Origin of the sequence: Rhizobium sp. AAP116 (assembly GCF_001295785.1) — a bacterium.
Lineage (GTDB): Bacteria > Pseudomonadota > Alphaproteobacteria > Rhizobiales > Rhizobiaceae > Allorhizobium.
The window spans coordinates 259,209-274,725 of sequence record NZ_LJIB01000026.1; the positions used below are offsets into that span (position 1 = coordinate 259,209).

Consider the following 15,517-nt stretch of genomic DNA (forward strand, 5'->3'; position numbering starts at 1 on the left):
GGATTGACGCACGGTCCCCATGTAATAGGAGCGAATGAACGGTAGGGAACACCGGCAGATTTCGCCCTGGATGCTCCGACCGCAATGGAATGACGAAGACGAAGCGTTGGCGGGCCAGCGCATGTCTCCTTTCAAGATCGGCAGGATTGATGAACCGGACTGAAGAAAAACTCGCAGCGTTGAACCAGCCCAAGCCCTGGTCCGGCATCAATGCCTATCGGTCCGATCCGCTTCTCGTCGATCTTACATCCTCGCTGTCACGCCCGCTGCGCGAGGAATACGATGTCATCGGCAAATATGTGACCTCGCCGGAAGCCCAGGAACTGGCGCGCATGGCCAATGCCAGCCCGCCGCAGCTCAGAACCCATGGCGTGCGTGGCGAACGCCTCGACGTCGTCGAATTTCACCCCGCCTGGCACGCCCTGATGCGCCGCTCGATGGCATCAGGCCTGCATTCCTCCGTCTGGGAAAATGCACCGGAAGCCCGTGGCCATGAACACAAGGCCCGTGCCGTCCGCTTCTTCCTGACCGCCCAGCTCGAATCGGGCCATCTTTGCCCGCTCACCATGACCAGCGCTTCGGTCGCAGCCCTCGTCGCTTCGCCGGCTGTCCAGAAGGAATGGACGCCGCGCATTCTGTCGCGCAAATACGACAGCAGCAACAAGCCGCCGATGCAGAAGAGTGCCGTCACCATCGGCATGGGCATGACCGAAAAGCAGGGCGGAACGGATGTGCGCGCAAACACGACCATGGGCGAACGGGTAGGCGAGGGGATCTACCGCCTCGCAGGCCACAAGTGGTTCATGTCAGCCCCGATGAGCGACGCTTTCGTCATGCTCGCCCAGACCAAGGACGGCATGGGCTGCTTCCTCGTGCCGCGCCTGCTCGAGGACGGTTCTGCCAACGGCCTTGAATTCCAGCGCCTGAAGGAGAAGCTCGGCAATCGCTCCAACGCCTCTTCCGAAGTCGAGTTCTCCGAAACCTTCGGCTTTCTTCTCGGCACGCCCGGCGATGGCGTGCGAACCATCCTCGACATGGTGACGCTGACGCGCCTCGACTGCGCGCTCTCTTCCGCTGGCATGATGCGCGCCTCGATGGCCGAGGCCGTCCATCACGTGCGCGGCCGCATGGTTTTCGGCAAGAACCTCATTGACCAGCCGATGATGACCCGCGTGCTCGCCGACATGGCGCTCGATGTCGCGGCAGCGACCGCACTCGCCTTCCGTCTGGCCGACAGTTTCGACAAGGCGCGCGAAAGTCCCATTGATGCGGCCTATGCCCGCGTCATGACGCCGGTTGCCAAATACTGGATCTGCAAGATCGCACCGGGTCTCATCTATGAGGCGATGGAATGCATCGGCGGCAACGGTTATGTCGAGGAGCGCCCGATCGCCCGGCATTACCGTGAAGCACCGGTCAATGCGATCTGGGAAGGCTCCGGCAATGTCATGGCGCTCGATGTTCTGCGCGTGCTGAGCCGTGGCAAGGATCTCTTCGAAACACTCTTTGCCGGCCTTGAGCGCGATCTCGGCCCCTCCGGCAAGAAGACCGTCGAAGTCCTGCGCGCTGCAACGGCGCTTGCCGAGCGTGACGAAGCCGCCGGTCGCCTGCTCATCGAGCAGCTGGCGCTCGCGGCCGGTGCCGCCGAGCTCTATCGTCTGGGTGCAGGCAAGATCGCCGATGCCTTCCTCGAATCACGCCTCGCGGGTGGATGGCGCCATACCTACGGCGTGCTCGATGCGCGATTCGATTCGCGCTACGTGCTCGATCTCCTCTATCCGCCGGCTGCCTGACCGGCGAGATAGAGCACGACGGGGATCGTGAAGAAGGCTGCGACCGTCTGCACGGTCGCCGCTGCCGCGTAGAGATCGGCGTCGCCACCCATCTGCTTGGCCAGCACATAGCCGTTCATCGCGGTGGGAACTGCGGCACCCAGCGCGATCATCACGACGATTTCGCCTGAGAGACCGAAAACTAGAGCGAGCAGCACCGCGACAACCGGAAAGACCAGGAGCTTCAGCACGACCGTCATCAGCACGCTCGGCTGCGGTTTGAGGGCATCCGCGACCCGCAGACCTGCGCCGACGGTCACAAGACCCAGCCCGAGCGAGGCGCTGGCAATCAGGTCGACCGCGGTCATGACAGGCGCATAGATCGAAATCCCCGCAAAGTTCACGAGCACACCCAGCAAGGCACCGATGATGATTGGATTGGTGACGATCCGGACGACGAAGGTCTTCAAGCCCCGACTCTCGCCGGAGAACCAGACCATCACGCCGACATTGATGAGATTGAGCGGTACGATGATCGACGCCATGATGATGGCGATGACGGAGAGGCCAGTCTGTCCCGTCAGCTTCTCCGCGATGGCGAGTGCCATGAAGCCGTTCCAGCGCGTCGATGTCTGGAACACGGAGGTATAGGAAGGCCCGCCCATGCCGCGCGCCTTGAGCAGGGGCCAGATCGCAAGAACGAGTGCGGTCATGACCCCGACCGCGAGCAGCGACACCAATCCGACGCTTCCGCTGTCGAGCGACGAGAAGTCGGTGGTCGATAGCGTCTGAAAAAGCAGGGCCGGAAACAAAACGAAATAGCCGAACTGCTCAAGCCCGCTCCAGAAGCTCTCATTGATGAGCCTGGTGCGTTTCAGCACGACCCCGAGAATCACGAGCAGGAAGATCGGCAGGATGCTTTCGAAGATGATGAGCATGGCAGGTCCAGGATGGCGGGCAGGGGAGGGGTAGACCCGGCAACCCCTGCTTTCAATCGAAAATCGTGTCCCGGCGACATTTTCGGCCAAGTGGCTGTAACTGCTCATCCACAGGCGGCGTTAACCTTAACAAAGGGTTTACGTTGCGTGTTCGTGTCGAACAGGCCACCTTTTGCACGGGACAGACGTTAAAGGGTAGAGTGGTGACGGACGCTGGTTCACGGCCGGTAGCGACCATCATGATGATGGTATTTTTCTCGGGGTTGGCGCTCGATATCGCCGTCCCGGCTGCCGTGCTGTCCGTCATGGCTTCCCTGAAATGGCTGGTGGAAAACTGGCCGGCGGCAAATGATTTGTCGTTTGATCAAAAGGCGGAAACGGCATGAAGACACTTCTGCTCTTGTGGGCTTTGCCCATCACGATCCTCGGCGCCTGGTACGGTCTGTCCTACTACGACATGAGCTTCGGCATATTCATGCTGACGCGGGATGCCCATGATCTGGTCTTCCAGATCTATGGCAACGTCCTCGGCATTGCGCCTGAAACAATACCGCCGCTGGTGCTGCGCGCCATCATCGTCGACAGCCTCATCCTGTTCGCGATCATCGGCTTCCGCCGTCGCAAGCAGATCAGGGCCTGGTGGGCCGCCCGTCAGGCGAAGTCGGCGGAATTGTCCGAAGTGCGGGCAAGCCCTGAGAGCCTGTCGAGCGCCCCCTGAAGGATGAAGCTCGCCGCGGCGGAATCGATCCGCTCGCTGCGCTTTGCCCTGGAGACATCCATTTCCAGAAGCGCTCTTTCGGCCGCGACCGTCGACAGCCGCTCGTCCCAGTAGACGAAGGGGATGTCGGTCTTTTCCGACATCGAGCGCACGAAGGCCCGTGTCGCCTGGACGCGCGGGCCCGACGAGCCGTCCATGTTGACCGGCAGACCGATGACGAAGGCGACAATCTTCTCCTTCGCCGCAAAGGCGAGCAGAACCTCTGCATCCTGCGTGAATTTCACCCGCTTGATCACGGGGCGAGGGGTGGCAAAGCGGCGACCGAGATCGGAAGCCGAAAGCCCGATCGTCTTCGTTCCCAGGTCGAGCCCCGCGATCGCCTCGCCGGGTTTCAACCGTTCTGCCAGTTCCTCAATCGTCAGCGTGGCCATCTTGTCTCGCCGATCAGCGCTTGCGTACGAATTCGGTTCTGAGCACCAGACCCTTGATCCCGTCAAAGCGGCAGTCGATTTCCTCGGGATCATCCGTCAGTCTGATTGAGCGGATAACAGTGCCCTGCTTTAGCGTCTGGCCTGCACCCTTCACCTTGAGATCCTTGATCAGTACCACCGAATCGCCATCGGCAAGTTCCGTCCCGGACGCGTCACGGGCGACGGGCTTGGCCGCGGCTGCCGCTGCAACTTCGGACGCCGGACGCCATTCGCCGGTCGCCTCGTCATACACGTAGTCGTCATCGGCCATGGTGGTTCCTTTCTTGCACTCAGCGTTACGGCTGTCATGCTGGTCGCTTAGACCAGCATAGGCATAGAAGCAACTCGGCGCGACCGTTGCCGACGGAGCGGCTCGCCATATATTGCAGACCATATTCAAGGACCGGAGACTCAACGCATGAAAATCACCTGGCTCGGCCACGCCGCCTTCCGTCTCGATTCAGCCAAGGCATCGATCCTCATCGATCCCTTTCTGACCCACAATCCAGGCTTCGCCGGTCTCGACCGGAAGGAAATGACCAAGGGGGTCACGCATATTCTGCTCACCCACGGTCACGGCGACCATGTCGGCGATACGGTCCAACTTGCCCAGGAAACCGGCGCGACCGTCCTCGCCAATGCCGATCTCGCCGCCTGGCTTGGCTTCAAGGGTGTCGATAAGCTGGAAATGGGCAATACCGGCGGTACCATCCATTTCGAGGGCTTCACGGTGACCTTCACCAACGCCCTGCATTCCTCCGCTCAGATCACCGAAGACGGCGTGTCGCACGCGCTTGGCAATGCCAACGGCTTGATGATGCATTTCGACGACGAAGCTTCGGTGCTCCACATGGGCGACACCGACATCTTTTCCGACATGAAGCTGATCCACGAATTGCATCAGCCCGATGTCGGCATCGTCCCGATCGGCGACCGTTTCACCATGGGCGGCGCGGTGGCGGCACTGGCCTGCCAGCGCTTCTTCGACTTCAAGACGGCGATCCCCTGCCACTACGGCTCCTTCCCGATCATCGACCAGACGCCGGAGAAATTCGTCGCCGGCATGGATGGAACGCGCACCCGTGTGGCGACCCCGCAGGCCGGAACGGCCATCGAGGTCTGACAAACCCCGTTGCTTCGGCGCTTGACGGCCATTATAGCGAAGAAAACAGCTTATCCGGAGAATGCCATGTCTGTTGACCTCGCCACCGTCAAGCGCGTCGCGCGCCTTGCCCGCATCGCTGTCAGCGAGGAGGATGCTGCACGCATGACCGGGGAATTGAATGGCATTCTCGGTTTCGTCGAGCAGCTCGACGAAGTGGATGTGACCGGTGTCGAGCCGATGACCTCGGTCACCCCCATGGCCATGAAGAAGCGTGAAGACGTCGTCACCGACGGTAACAAGGCCGACGACATCGTCGCCAATGCGCCGGCCACCGATCGCAATTTCTTCCAGGTGCCGAAGGTCGTCGAATAAGACGCCGTCCGCATCCTGAGAGCGCCTCCCGTTTCTTGAGGGCCTGCCGGCCCGCCGACAGTTTGAAGTGAACCGACCATGAGCGAATTGATCAGCCTCACCATCGCCGAAGCCCGCGCGAAACTCGCCGCCAAGGAGATCAAGGCCGTCGAACTGACGGACGCCTATCTCGCCGCGATCGAGGGTGCGAATAACGATCTGAACGCCTATGTCGCCGTGACCCCGGATGTTGCCCGCGACATGGCGAAGGCATCCGACGCCCGCATCGCGGATGGCAAGGCCGGTGTGCTCGAAGGCATTCCGCTCGGCGTCAAGGATCTCTACGCCACCCGCGACGTGCATACCCAGGCCTGCAGCCACATCCTCGACGGCTTCAAGCCGAAGTATGAATCGACCGTGACCCAGAACCTCTGGGATGCCGGCGCTGTCATGCTCGGCAAGCTCAACATGGACGAATTCGCCATGGGCTCGTCGAACGAGAGCTCCTATTACGGTCCTGCCGTCAACCCGTGGAAGGCCAAGGGGTCGGATGAGAAGCTGGTTCCCGGCGGCTCCTCCGGTGGCTCTGCCGCAGCCGTTGCCGCGCACCTCTGCGCCGGTGCCACGGCAACCGACACCGGCGGCTCGATCCGCCAGCCGGCTGCTCTGACCGGCACCGTCGGCATCAAGCCGACTTACGGCCGCTGCTCGCGTTTCGGCATCGTCGCCTTTGCCTCGTCGCTCGATCAGGCCGGTCCCATCGCTCGCGACGTCCGCGATGCTGCGATCCTTCTGAAATCCATGGCCAGCGTTGACCCGAAGGATACGACTTCTGTCGACCTGCCGGTTCCGGACTACGAAAAGGCCATCGGCGGCTCGGTGAAGGGCATGAAGATCGGCATTCCCAAGGAATACCATATCGAAGGCATGTCGGAAGAGGTCCTGGCCCTCTGGCAACAGGGTATTGCCTGGCTCAAGGAGGCCGGCGCCGAGATCGTCGATATTTCCCTGCCGCACACGAAATACGCGCTGCCGGCCTATTACATCGTGGCACCTGCCGAAGCCTCGTCGAACCTCGCCCGCTATGACGGCGTCCGTTACGGTCTGCGCGTCGACGGCAAGGACATTGTCGACATGTATGAAAAGACCCGTGCAGCAGGCTTCGGCAAGGAAGTCCAGCGCCGCATCATGATCGGCACCTACGTGCTGTCCGCCGGCTACTACGACGCCTACTATCTGAAGGCCCAGAAGGTCCGCACGCTGATCAAGCGCGACTTCGAACTCGCTTTCGAAGCCGGCGTCGACGCAATCCTGACGCCGATCACGCCGTCGTCTGCCTTCGCGATCGGCGACAAGGAACTCGCGGCCGATCCGGTAAAGATGTATCAGCAGGACGTCTTCAGCATCACGCTCAACATGGCCGGTCTGCCGGGTATTTCGGTTCCCGCCGGCCTCGATGCCAAGGGCCTGCCACTCGGTCTTCAGGTCATCGGCAAGCCCTTCGAGGAGGAAACCCTCTTCAAGACGGCCCATGTCATCGAACAGGCTGCCGGCAAGTTCACGCCGGCCAAGTGGTGGTAAAGGACTTCGTCATCCGCGACATGACGGCGGCCGATGCGGATAGCGTCGGCCGTGTCGGTTTCGACGCCTGGGCCGCCAACCCCGTGCTGAATGCCTTCGGCGTCGACATGATGGTTCGCATTCGCCTGAGCTTCCGCCATTTTGCCCATGAGCATTACAGCCTGATCACGATCGGCGAGCTCGGCGACGAAATTGCGGGCTGGATCGCCCGTGACGGTGCGCGTGACTACATCTCCGATCTCTGGGTGAGCCCCGCCCATCAGGGCCTCGGCATCGGCTCGGCGCTCGTCTCGAGGCTGCTGCGCGAGATGCGCGCCGAAGGTTTGAAACGCGCACGGATCGACACGCACGCCGCCAACGAAGCTGCGATCCGGCTGTATAAGGATCTGGGCTTCACCATCGTCTGGCGCGGCATGCTGCACTCGCCGTCCATGGGCATGGCGGTCGACAAGGTGAAGATGCAGCTGGTGTTTTAGCGCGAGCGCCGACGCTGGCTTTCCATATAGGCCTTCAATACCGCATTCATCCGCGTCTGATACCCCTTGCCCTGCTGTCGAAACCAGTCAAGCACGTCGCTATCGAGCCGGACCGTGATCTGCGTTTTAGCGGATGGTGTCACGAGGACGGCCGTCTCGAAGAACGCGTCATCGAGTTCCGGGATATCGCTGTAATCAATCTCTGCGTCCGGACGGGACTGAAGCTCCTTAAGACGAGCGGCCGAGATGGTCATGATACTTTTGCCTTTCGCTGCGGTCCGCGAGACGGGCTGAGATGATGCGGGTGGTGCCATCGCGGTCTGTATGTATGACGGCGATCACGATCAATCCCTGGATTGCGCCGATGCTCACGTAGCGGGTTTCACCATAATCGCGACGCCCATCGACGCCGGTCAGAACATCGCCCCTCGAAGATCAGCCGTGCTTCCTCAAAGGAGATGCCGTGCTTGATCTGGTTGGTGATATTCTTCGCGGCGTCCCACTCGTAGTTCATGTTTAAGTGTAACTACGAATGTAGTGGCGGGCAAGAGTCTCGCGTCCAGCTCACCGGTTATCCAGCTCAGCCCTGACGAGCCTTAAACCCCGTTCGGTTATCCGATAGGGCTTACCCTGTTTCGAACTGATCGCCTTCAGGCGTTTCAGCCGGCGGAAGAGTTCGATGTCGAAGCCGGGATAGAGCCAGCCGTCGCGGGAGAAGCACAAGGCCTTCTCGATCTTGCGCCGGTCGTCGCGGTGGAGTTCGATCCAGCCGCCCTGGGCCATGAGATGAAGGATACGCTGGTCCGTGCGTGAAATATCCATGTTGTGATGTCCGGAGAAGCGCGCTTGAAAACGCGCATGAAAACGGGTCCGGCGCCTGAAGGCGTCGGGGCTTCGTTTTCTGGCCCTAGCCGATCGCTCCCTCGAAGGGGCGCGGGCAGGGCCTTTACCGGGTCTCGGACAAACCGAACATCAAAACTCCTGTAGACAGTGTTTTGATATCACAATGCGCCTTGCGGCGTCCATGACCGCGATGTCACACGCTCTGGCCAAGAATCATCACCGATGTTTTACTATTCTCAACGACGAGGTGAGGATGGTCACGATCCGCAAGGCACGAAAGGATGATTCAAGGCTGCTGACGGAGGTCGGCATGCGTGCCTGGCGCAAGGCCATGGCGTCCGTCGGCGAGGCGGAGGAAATGGCGGCCAATGCACGGGACGCTTTTGCGCGCTTCGCGGAAGATGGCTGGATCACCATTACCGTCGTCGAGGTCTCCGGTGTTCTCGCCGGCTGGGCCGCGCGCGAAGACATGGATGAGAACATCACCGATTTCTGGATCGAACCGGATCTGGAAGGCCAGGGGCTCGGCACTGCCTTGCTTGAGGCGGTCGAGGATGAACTCAGGGCACAAGGCATCCCGCTCGCCCGCCTTCAGACCCATGCGATGAACACCGATGCACTGAAGTTCTTCGAAAAAAAGGGCTATCAGGTTAACTGGCTTACCGTCAGCTACAATCCCAAGCTCGATCGCGATGTGCAGTCGGTCGGCCTGTCCAAGTCGCTGTCCGATGCTGGCGGCAGCGGCTATGGTCAGGAATTCTAGATGAGCCGTTCCAAAAGAAGAGCAGCCTCGTCCGCCGTATGAAGGACCGCGTCTGGAACGAGTGCAATCAGCAGGATGATAACAATGTGCAGCCCCGCCATCAGCGGCAACAGGACAGGAAAGGGCGCTTTCCGTGTCTTGTGACGCAGGAGCCGCTGGCAGGCAAAGGCGCCCAGGCCGCCACCGAGAACCGCAAGCAGGATGAGTGTGTCCTCGCGTACGCGCCACGCCCCTTGCGTGGCCGCAATCTTGTCGAAGGCATAGACGCAGAACACGATCCCGTTCCACAGGGCAAAGATCGCGAGAAGGGTGAGGACGGTGTCAGTTGGCATGGCGACCGAAGTCTAGCCAGTCATTGTGCCTTTTCCGTCAACGGAGGGGCGCTTTGCCAACATCCCACAAGTCTTGCACCTTCGGCCCAATTGCTCTACCTCACGAGACAACACGTCCACGCATGACACGAGCATCCGATGACCCTGGTAGACACCCGCACGCCCGATCCGAAACGCTTCATCCCCGGTGCCACCGGTGACTGGGAAGTCATCATCGGCATGGAAGTCCATGCCCAGGTGATGTCGAATTCCAAGCTGTTTTCCGGCGCCTCGACTGTCTTCGGCAATGCGCCGAATTCCAATGTCTCGCTGGTCGATGCCGCCATGCCCGGCATGCTGCCCGTCATCAACGAGGAATGCGTGGCCCAGGCCGTGCGCACCGGTCTCGGCCTGAAAGCCCAGATCAACAAGCGCTCGATCTTCGACCGCAAGAACTACTTCTATCCGGATCTGCCGCAGGGCTACCAGATCTCGCAGTTCAAGGACCCGATCGTCGGCGAGGGCAAGATCATCATCTCGCTCGGCCCCGACCGTCAGGGCCAGTTCGAGGATATCGAGATCGGCATCGAGCGCCTGCATCTGGAGCAGGATGCCGGCAAGTCGATGCACGACCAGCATCCGACCATGTCCTATGTGGATCTCAACCGCTCTGGCGTCGCCTTGATGGAAATCGTGTCGAAGCCCGACATGCGCTCCTCGGACGAAGCCAAGGCCTATATGACCAAGCTGCGCTCGATCGTGCGTTACCTTGGTACGTGCGACGGCAACATGGACGAAGGCTCGATGCGCGCCGACGTCAACGTCTCCGTGCGCAAGCCCGGCGGCGAGTTCGGCACGCGTTGCGAAATCAAGAACGTCAACTCGATCCGTTTCATCGGCCAGGCCATCGAATATGAGGCCCGTCGCCAGATCGCGATCATCGAGGATGGCGGCACCATCGACCAGGAAACTCGCCTCTTCGATCCGGGCAAGGGCGAGACGCGCTCGATGCGCTCCAAGGAAGATGCGCATGACTATCGCTACTTCCCCGATCCGGACCTGCTGCCGCTCGAATTCGACGATGCCTTCGTCGAGGACCTGAAGAAGTCGCTTCCCGAGCTGCCCGACGACAAGAAGGCGCGTTTCGTGGCGGAACTCGGCCTCTCCGTCTACGACGCTTCCGTGCTCGTCTCGGAAAAGGCGATCGCCGACTATTTCGAGGCCGTGGCCGAAGGCCGCGACGGCAAGACGGCCGCCAACTGGGTCATCAACGACCTGCTGGGCGCCTTGAACAAAGCCGGCAAAGCCATTGAAGAGACTCCCGTTTCGCCCGTCCAGCTCGGTGGCATCATCGACCTGATCAAGGCCGAGACCATCTCCGGCAAGATCGCCAAGGACCTCTTCGAGATCGTCTTCAACGAGGGCGGCGACCCGGCGGAAATCGTCGAGAGCCGCGGCATGAAGCAGGTGACCGACACCGGCGCCATCGAAAAGGCCGTCGACGAGATCATTGCCGCCAACCCTGACCAGGTCGCCAAGGTGCTGGCCAAGCCGACACTCGCCGGCTGGTTCGTCGGCCAGGTGATGAAAGCGACCGGCGGCAAGGCCAACCCGCAGGCCGTTCAGGCACTCGTCAAGGCCAAGCTCGGCATCGTCGAGGAGTAAGATCGGTGTTCTTCGTCCGCACGGCCAACGACCGGGATGTCGAACCGCTTCGCGCCTTGCTGACGCAGAGTTTCCACGCGACCTATGACCGGTTCTACGGACCGGCCAAGGTCGCCGAGCTGATCGCGGCCTGGCATTCGCCGGCCGAGATCAAGCGGCGCATACACGTCAAAGGCGGCGAATATCTCGTGGCCGATGACGGCAAGCGGATCGGCGGCATGGCCTTCGCGGCCATCTCCGAGAAGCTGACCAAGACCGCCATTCTGCATCAGCTCTATGTCCACCCGGACCATCAGCGCCAGGGCATCGGTCGCGATCTCTTCGCCGAGATCGAGACCTGCTTTCCGGATGCCGAGATCCTGCGGCTGGAAGTCGAGCCGCAGAATGCCGGCGCCATCGCCTTTTACGAGGCACATGACTTCGTCGAGGTCGACCGTACCAAGAATTGCGGCGGTCCCGACAGCGGGATCGAGGCTGTGATCATGGAAAAGCCGCTCAAGTGAGCGGCTTTTTTGTTGCTTGCGCGACAGTCAGTTGAACGGTGCTTCCGTCACCGTGCCATCTTCGTCGATCAGTTGCACGGCGGTGCATTCGATAAGCCCGTCCGCTTTGGCATTGCTGCAGGCAAGCTCTGCGGCCTTCAGCGCCAATTTCCTAGTCTGCCAGCCGCAGGAAAACTGGTGCCAGTGCGGTCCGCCATCGGCCATCATGAAGATGTCGACGCTCCAGTTGCCCGGGGAACAGACAGCATTTACCTCGCAGGCCTCGACCGTTCCGCCGCCCGCGATGCACTGCTTGACGGCGCAGTCGATTGCGCTGGTCGCGTCCTTTTCCGCGCAGAGCCCTGAGCTCATCTCCGGCGCCTGCACATAGGCAATCGCCTTGCGTCCGCCTTCCTGAGCTTCGGCCGCCATGGCAGAAAGAGTTACGCACAGAATTGTCACCAGCCGCCGCATCACTGTCATCAAGAAGTCCTCCCGGATCGCTATGGAGCACGAGACTAGTGCAACAGCGGGGGCGGCATGCAAGTCCAATCAGTGCAGATAAGAGAAGCCACCGAGAATGATCTGGAGGCGATCGTCTCCCTCTTTGCCGATGATCCCCTCGGCGGCCATGGCGACACGACCGATCCTGAGGCTTTGCCCAACTATCGCGCCGCATTCCGGAAGATTGCCGCGTCTCCAAACGAGACGCTTTATGTCGCGGAACTCGACGGCGAGGTGGTCGGCACTTTCCAGACGATGGTCACCACCACCCTGACAGCGCTCGGTTCTTCCTCGCTGATCATTGAAGCGGTTCAGACGCGGGCCGACATGCGGGGCAGGGGTATTGGCGCGGCCATGATCGACTTTGCCATTGAGCATGCCCGCGAAACCGGCATGCGCCTCGTCCAGCTGACTTCGAACGCCGTGCGCAAGGATGCCCATCGCTTCTACGAACGGCTCGGCTTCACGCCCTCCCATATCGGCTTCAAGCTGAAGCTGAAATGACGGGGGTGCGACGGGGAATCACTGGACAACAGCCGGTCGAGGCGGCATAAGCGAGACAGGTTCGACAAGGCCGTTCTGCGGCCTGCGTTAATTGCCCAAGGATACACGATGAAGCAGTTTCTCTTGCAGATCTTCACCTGGTGGAACGGCCAGACCATGGGCACGCGTTTCTTCACCTGGCGTCACGGCAAGCGCGTCGGCGAAGACGAGTTCGGCAATGTCTATTACGAAGGTCCGATGACGAGCTGGGGTCAACCGAAGCGCTGGGTAATCTATAGCGGTTACGCCGAAGCCTCGAAGATCGCCTCCGGCTGGCACGGCTGGATGCATTACCGCACCGATACCCCGCCGTCGAAGGAAGACTACAAGCCGCGCGAATGGGAAAAGGCGCATCGCCCGAACCAGACCGGCACGGCTGCTGCCTATCGCCCGCAGGGCTCGATTTCCGCCACCGGCGAGCGTCCGCGCGTCACCGGCGACTACGATGCCTGGACGCCGGGCAGCTGATACCCGATTTGGCCATAATCCGGCATTAGGGCCTCTATCGTGAGGCCCTTCTTGTATCTGGCATCCGGTCGAGACGGGCAAGAGGATCGATGAAAGCGAGCGGGACGATGAAGTTGAGTGCATGGGCATGGGCCATTCCGGTTGTCGGGCTTGCCGCCGCGGCGTCGCTTGGTCTTGCCGGCAAGGCTGATGCCGCCCGCCTCGAAAATCCCGTCGCTGAGTTTTCTGGTATCGACAAGATCACCGGCCGCATCACCACCTTCGACGTCTATGTCAACGAAACGGTCCAGTTCGGCGCCCTCCAGGTGACGCCCAAGGTCTGCTATTCGCGTGACGAGACGGAAGCGCAGAAGATCGACGCCTTTATCGAGGTCGACGAAATCACGCTCGACCGCAAGATCCGCCGCATCTTTTCCGGCTGGATGTTTGCTGACAGCCCGGCGCTGAATGCCGTCGAGCACCCGATTTATGACGTCTGGCTGACCGGCTGCAAGGTCGAGTCGGAAGTCCCGGCACCACCGGGTGTCGAGGCTGTCGCCAAGCCCGCGCCGGAACCCGCAAAGACTGCTGATGCCGTTACGCCGGCACCGACCGCAGCCTCCGCGCAGCCGGGTGCGGCAGTCACGGATCCGTCTCAGGCCACTGTGCCGGGTGTAGATCCCAACCAGACCGCCCTGCCGCCGCTCGATGCGCCGGTGGAAGTCCCCAATGAGGTTTTCGGAGGCGCGCTGCCGGAGCAGGACGGTCTGCAGCAGGACGATCTCATTCCGGGCGGCCAGCCGCTGCCGCCACCGACCCAGGTGACACCGCCTCCGGGCGTTGGTCTCTTCTGAGGCGATCAAGGTCGGTCAAATCGGACACGATAGCTGTGCTTCCAGACCACCGGGCGCCGCGCCTGCTTTTCCCGTAATGCGGTCTCCTCTGCTTGGGCGGTGCCCGGCTTCAACAAGAGTTTGACCTGAGAGCAGCGGTTCTCCGGGAAACGACAGCGCCTCCCTGCGGGCGCCTCGACGGCGAGACGCTTCGCGGTTGACATCCTCCCCAATAGGGAGAACAAGAGGCGAACGAACAGGAGTTCACCCATGTCTCTCTCTGAAAAATTCATCGTCCTTCCTTTCAAGAAGAACCGTGGCAATATCGTGCCCGGCGAGATGCGCCAGGCCTCCAGCGCCGCCGCCGCCGAGAAGATCGCCACCGCCATGTCCGCCCGCCACCTCGGTGTCGCCGCCTATTCCATTCAGGTCGACGAGGAGAGCGGCGACATGAACAGTCCCAAGCTGATCATCGCCTTCGGCGAGACGGCGGATCTGACGGTAAACTGACAGAGCCTTCACGGCCCCGGCATGACGTTTCTGGGTTGCCACCTGTCGTTTTTGATAGCAAGGATTCAGCCGGATATTTTCTTTTTCAATTGGACCAATATTTGAAATGACTGACCCTGTGATGCGGTCCACAACGACGGCTGGTGCCGTTGACAGCATGGTTAGCGAACTGACGGCGGCTGATCCGCTATTGGTCGGCAACGATGCGCTTCTCGCGGCGGTCCTGAGTGGCTGCGGCGACTGCATCAAGGTGCTCGATCTCCAGGGTCGCTTGCAATTCATGAGCGAAGGCGGCAAGCGGGTCATGGAAGTCGACGATTTCGCGCCGCTCAAGGGCTGCCCCTGGCCGGACCTCTGGAGTGGCGATGGCAATACCGCCGCCAGACAGGCCGTGGAAGCGGCCATTGTCGGAAAGCCGTCCCGCTTCGTGGGTGAAGCGAACACCGTGAAGGGCAATAGCCGCTTCTGGGATGTTCAGGTGGCACCCATATTCAACGTCGATGGCAGCCCCTCCCATATCCTGTCGATATCCAAGGACATCTCGGAAGTCACCGACGCCCGGCAGCGGCTGGAGCTTCTGAACGGTGAACTGCAACACCGCATCAAGAATACGCTCGCCGTGGTTAGCGCTATCGCGCGTCAGACGCTGAAAGGCGACGATATCCGCGATCGCCGCGATGCCTTTACCGGCCGCTTGCAGGCGCTCGCCGAGGCCAATGACATGATTTCGAGGAAGGCCCTCCAGGATGCGCCGATCCGTGCCGTGGTCGAAAACGCGCTGCGCCCGCATGTGCAGAGCGAGCAGCGGTTCTCGATTTCCGGTCACGATCTCGACCTGACCGCCAAACACGCCCTGACGGTGGCGCTGACCATCCACGAGCTTGCCACCAACGCGACGAAATATGGCGCGCTTTCCGATGGCAATGGCAAGATTGACATTCGCTGGCAGGTCGATCGCAAGGCTGACAATCCCAACGAAGCTTTCCACTTCGTCTGGCAGGAAAGTGGTGGGCCGCATGTGCATGAGCCGAAGACGCAAGGCTTTGGCTCTAAGCTCATCTCGCGCATCTTCGCTGCCGATTTCGCCGGACAGGTCAGCGTCGAATACCATCCGGCAGGCCTCGTCTGCACGATGAGGGCGCCGATCCCGCAGTAAGCGGGAATCATGACGACCCGCAAGCTGCCGGCTGACCCGCTCTGACGGG

General features: G+C 61.2%; 22 protein-coding genes and 1 pseudogene. 15 read left to right on the top strand and 8 right to left on the bottom strand.

Going from position 1 to position 15,517, the window contains the following annotated elements:
* Positions 1-149: 149 nt before the first annotated feature.
* The gene (locus IP85_RS15950; protein ID WP_054150654.1) at positions 150-1,793 is read left to right on the top strand and encodes an acyl-CoA dehydrogenase family protein; all 1,644 of its coding nucleotides are present in this window, start codon (positions 150-152) and stop codon (positions 1,791-1,793) included.
* On the opposite strand, the gene IP85_RS15955 is transcribed toward IP85_RS15950, so the two are convergent.
* Entirely contained in the window at positions 1,775-2,710 is a 936-nt protein-coding gene (locus IP85_RS15955) for an AEC family transporter (protein WP_054150655.1), read from the bottom strand. The genes IP85_RS15950 and IP85_RS15955 overlap by 19 nt on opposite strands.
* A 203-nt stretch (positions 2,711-2,913) precedes the next feature.
* Between IP85_RS15955 and IP85_RS15960 the strand changes: the two genes are divergently transcribed.
* A complete protein-coding gene (locus IP85_RS15960; protein WP_236759315.1) occupies positions 2,914-3,096 on the top strand; it encodes a hypothetical protein in 183 nt (60 codons plus the stop codon).
* Positions 3,093-3,428: a DUF6105 family protein gene (locus tag IP85_RS15965; RefSeq protein WP_054150657.1), complete on the top strand. Its 336-nt coding sequence runs from the start codon at positions 3,093-3,095 to the stop codon at positions 3,426-3,428. The genes IP85_RS15960 and IP85_RS15965 overlap by 4 nt, the downstream gene beginning before the upstream one ends.
* Here the strand turns inward: IP85_RS15965 and ruvX are convergent.
* Together ruvX and IP85_RS15975 are read right to left on the bottom strand one after the other, a co-directional pair.
* The gene (gene ruvX / locus IP85_RS15970) at positions 3,362-3,859 is read right to left on the bottom strand and encodes a Holliday junction resolvase RuvX (protein WP_054150658.1); all 498 of its coding nucleotides are present in this window, start codon (positions 3,857-3,859) and stop codon (positions 3,362-3,364) included. The genes IP85_RS15965 and ruvX overlap by 67 nt on opposite strands.
* A gap of 13 nt (positions 3,860-3,872) precedes the next feature.
* Entirely contained in the window at positions 3,873-4,169 is a 297-nt protein-coding gene (locus tag IP85_RS15975) for an alkylphosphonate utilization protein (protein ID WP_054150659.1), read from the bottom strand.
* Positions 4,170-4,316: 147 nt separating this feature from the next.
* Between IP85_RS15975 and IP85_RS15980 the strand changes: the two genes are divergently transcribed.
* From IP85_RS15980 to IP85_RS15995, 4 genes are all read left to right on the top strand, one after another.
* Positions 4,317-5,021 (top strand): metal-dependent hydrolase, encoded by a 705-nt coding sequence (locus IP85_RS15980; protein WP_054150660.1) that lies wholly within the window; start codon positions 4,317-4,319, stop codon positions 5,019-5,021.
* A 66-nt stretch (positions 5,022-5,087) separates the two neighbouring features.
* Positions 5,088-5,375, top strand: a complete 288-nt coding sequence (gene gatC, locus IP85_RS15985; RefSeq protein ID WP_054150661.1) for an Asp-tRNA(Asn)/Glu-tRNA(Gln) amidotransferase subunit GatC — start codon at positions 5,088-5,090, stop codon at positions 5,373-5,375.
* A 78-nt stretch (positions 5,376-5,453) separates the two neighbouring features.
* Entirely contained in the window at positions 5,454-6,935 is a 1,482-nt protein-coding gene (gene gatA, locus IP85_RS15990; protein ID WP_054150662.1) for an Asp-tRNA(Asn)/Glu-tRNA(Gln) amidotransferase subunit GatA, read from the top strand.
* On the top strand, positions 6,929-7,411 hold the full coding sequence (locus tag IP85_RS15995; RefSeq protein ID WP_156322925.1) for a GNAT family N-acetyltransferase: 483 nt from the start codon (positions 6,929-6,931) through the stop codon (positions 7,409-7,411). The genes gatA and IP85_RS15995 overlap by 7 nt, the downstream gene beginning before the upstream one ends.
* Here IP85_RS15995 and IP85_RS16000 read toward each other — a convergent pair.
* From IP85_RS16000 to IP85_RS16010, 3 genes are all read right to left on the bottom strand, one after another.
* Entirely contained in the window at positions 7,408-7,665 is a 258-nt protein-coding gene (locus IP85_RS16000) for a BrnA antitoxin family protein (protein WP_082347753.1), read from the bottom strand. The two genes, IP85_RS15995 and IP85_RS16000, sit on opposite strands and share 4 nt — an antisense overlap.
* Positions 7,640-7,783 carry a BrnT family toxin gene (locus IP85_RS22565; protein WP_245280884.1) on the bottom strand — a complete coding sequence of 48 codons (144 nt, stop codon included), beginning with the start codon at positions 7,781-7,783 and terminating at the stop codon, positions 7,640-7,642. Before IP85_RS22565 ends, IP85_RS16000 begins: the two co-directional genes overlap by 26 nt.
* 192 nt (positions 7,784-7,975) lie before the next feature.
* Positions 7,976-8,233, bottom strand: a complete 258-nt coding sequence (locus IP85_RS16010; protein ID WP_054150665.1) for a YjhX family toxin — start codon at positions 8,231-8,233, stop codon at positions 7,976-7,978.
* A gap of 274 nt (positions 8,234-8,507) precedes the next feature.
* Between IP85_RS16010 and IP85_RS16015 the strand changes: the two genes are divergently transcribed.
* A complete protein-coding gene (locus IP85_RS16015; RefSeq protein WP_054150666.1) occupies positions 8,508-9,017 on the top strand; it encodes a GNAT family N-acetyltransferase in 510 nt (169 codons plus the stop codon).
* On the opposite strand, the gene IP85_RS16020 is transcribed toward IP85_RS16015, so the two are convergent.
* Positions 9,014-9,349 (bottom strand): DUF1294 domain-containing protein, encoded by a 336-nt coding sequence (locus tag IP85_RS16020; RefSeq protein WP_054150667.1) that lies wholly within the window; start codon positions 9,347-9,349, stop codon positions 9,014-9,016. The genes IP85_RS16015 and IP85_RS16020 overlap by 4 nt on opposite strands.
* Before the next feature lie 138 nt (positions 9,350-9,487).
* Between IP85_RS16020 and gatB the strand changes: the two genes are divergently transcribed.
* Together gatB and IP85_RS16030 are read left to right on the top strand one after the other, a co-directional pair.
* On the top strand, positions 9,488-10,993 hold the full coding sequence (gene gatB, locus IP85_RS16025) for an Asp-tRNA(Asn)/Glu-tRNA(Gln) amidotransferase subunit GatB (RefSeq protein ID WP_054150668.1): 1,506 nt from the start codon (positions 9,488-9,490) through the stop codon (positions 10,991-10,993).
* Positions 10,994-10,998: 5 nt separating this feature from the next.
* Positions 10,999-11,496 (top strand): GNAT family N-acetyltransferase, encoded by a 498-nt coding sequence (locus IP85_RS16030; RefSeq protein WP_054150669.1) that lies wholly within the window; start codon positions 10,999-11,001, stop codon positions 11,494-11,496.
* A gap of 27 nt (positions 11,497-11,523) precedes the next feature.
* On the opposite strand, the gene IP85_RS16035 is transcribed toward IP85_RS16030, so the two are convergent.
* Positions 11,524-11,958, bottom strand: a complete 435-nt coding sequence (locus IP85_RS16035; RefSeq protein ID WP_054150670.1) for a hypothetical protein — start codon at positions 11,956-11,958, stop codon at positions 11,524-11,526.
* 57 nt (positions 11,959-12,015) lie between these two features.
* Here IP85_RS16035 and IP85_RS16040 point away from each other — a divergent pair, with 57 nt between their 5' ends.
* From IP85_RS16040 to IP85_RS16065, 5 genes and pseudogenes are all read left to right on the top strand, one after another.
* Positions 12,016-12,483, top strand: coding sequence for a GNAT family N-acetyltransferase (locus IP85_RS16040; protein ID WP_054150671.1), 468 nt, complete (start codon positions 12,016-12,018; stop codon positions 12,481-12,483).
* Between the two features lie 108 nt (positions 12,484-12,591).
* Entirely contained in the window at positions 12,592-12,990 is a 399-nt protein-coding gene (locus IP85_RS16045) for an NADH:ubiquinone oxidoreductase subunit NDUFA12 (RefSeq protein ID WP_054150672.1), read from the top strand.
* Between the two features lie 107 nt (positions 12,991-13,097).
* A pseudogene (locus IP85_RS22570) lies at positions 13,098-13,508 on the top strand (DUF2155 domain-containing protein); the annotation flags it as partial.
* A 564-nt stretch (positions 13,509-14,072) separates the two neighbouring features.
* Positions 14,073-14,312, top strand: a complete 240-nt coding sequence (locus IP85_RS16060) for a hypothetical protein (protein WP_054150675.1) — start codon at positions 14,073-14,075, stop codon at positions 14,310-14,312.
* A 106-nt stretch (positions 14,313-14,418) separates the two neighbouring features.
* Entirely contained in the window at positions 14,419-15,468 is a 1,050-nt protein-coding gene (locus IP85_RS16065) for an HWE histidine kinase domain-containing protein (RefSeq protein WP_082347755.1), read from the top strand.
* Positions 15,469-15,517: the final 49 nt, after the last annotated feature.